Source organism: Stenotrophomonas sp. Ste86 (genome assembly GCF_024519465.1).
Taxonomy (GTDB): domain Bacteria; phylum Pseudomonadota; class Gammaproteobacteria; order Xanthomonadales; family Xanthomonadaceae; genus Stenotrophomonas.
The window spans coordinates 1-971 of sequence record NZ_JALJRW010000043.1 but is presented as its reverse complement, the minus strand read 5'-3'; the positions used below and the strand labels follow the sequence as shown (position 1 = coordinate 971).

Annotated in this window: 1 protein-coding gene; it reads right to left on the bottom strand. The window is 68.2% G+C overall.

Annotated features, from left to right (window positions below):
* On the bottom strand, positions 1–971 hold a 971-nt coding region (locus NR101_RS18970), incomplete at both ends, for an autotransporter outer membrane beta-barrel domain-containing protein (RefSeq protein ID WP_256777761.1).

The following is a 971-nucleotide window of genomic DNA, read 5'->3' as shown; positions in this document are numbered from 1 at the left end:
CCATCGGCATCCTGCGTGGTCACCACCGTGCCGTTGGCCTCGGTGTGGCGCAGGTTGTCCCAACGGTTGTAGCCCACCTGCAGCTGGGGCTCCAGGAAAATCCCGCCGGCCTGTGCACCGCCCACGCGGAACGCGTAGCCGGTTTCAATCGCGCCCTGCCAACCGCGGCTGTCGTAGCGTTCAGCGTCCAGGACGACGCCTTCCACGCGGTTGCGGAACTGCGCACGCTGCACCGAACCATCCACGTAGAAGCCGGCATACGGATCGACGTCATTGCCCGCCCGCCACGTACCGTACACCCCCAGCGCCTCGCCCTTGACCTTGCCGCGCGCGTAGTAGCCGGTAAGCGCATTGGTGGACGTGCTGGTGGCATTGCCACTGGACAGCATCACGCCTACGCCGCTGCCCGCATCGTTGCGCCACACATCGGCGCCGACGCTGAGCGACTGGCTGTTGCCCTGCACATCCAGCTGCTGGCTCACCGCATCAAAGCCGGTACGCGAGCCATCCACCCGCGCCCAGGCGCGGCCGCTGTTTTGGCCGGCATGGCGGTCGTGGTAGCCCAGGCGGAACATGGACTGGGTGGCCTGCAGGTTGGCCAGGTAAGCCCCACCTTCCGGACGCAGCACCGGCACCGGCGGGTCGACCGGATCCACCGGATCGACCGGGTCAACGGGGCCGCCGCAGCCGGGCAGGGTGGGATCGGTATCGCAGGGGTCCGGCGCCGTCGGCAGCTGCGAGCGCAGGTACCAGTTGCCTGCGTTCTTGAACAGGAAATATTCGTACTGCCCGCCCACGGCACGTCCGGCCAGGTCGAACTGGCCGTTGGAGGCACCGGCCACGGTGATCAGCTCGATGCCGTTGACCGTCTGCGCCCCGGCACCACCCACGTTGTTGACCCGCACGTTGGTCTGGCCACTGCTGTCGCCGCCGATGACCAGCTTGTCCGAGGCGGCATCGTCGCCGGCCAG